The 234-nt window shown below is 61.1% G+C and carries 1 protein-coding gene; it reads left to right on the top strand.

Features of this window, described 5'->3' with window-relative positions; genetic code table 11:
• On the top strand, positions 1 to 234 hold a 234-nt coding region (locus tag AF337_RS40400; protein ID WP_244471255.1), incomplete at both ends, for a SulP family inorganic anion transporter.

The raw sequence follows: 234 nt of genomic DNA, 5'->3' as shown, positions 1-234 counted from the left end.
GGACTTGTCTCCGGTATCATAGGTGGCCTCGTTGTCGGGCTTCTGGCGGGCTCGCCTCTTCAGGTCTCAGGACCTGCCGCTGGTCTTGCCGTCATCGTCTTCGGCTTCGTCGACCAGTATGGAATTGCCCTGCTGGGGCCGGTCCTGCTCGTCGTCGGTCTCCTGCAGATCATAGCGGGTTTCCTCCGGATCGGCTCCTGGTTCAGAGCAATTTCGCCAGCCGTGGTTCATGGT

It is taken from the genome of Rhizobium ecuadorense (assembly GCF_001187535.1).
GTDB classification, from domain to species: Bacteria; Pseudomonadota; Alphaproteobacteria; order Rhizobiales; family Rhizobiaceae; genus Rhizobium; species Rhizobium ecuadorense.
Note: the sequence above shows the minus strand (reverse complement) of the source record. Positions and strands in the feature narration are given on the sequence as shown.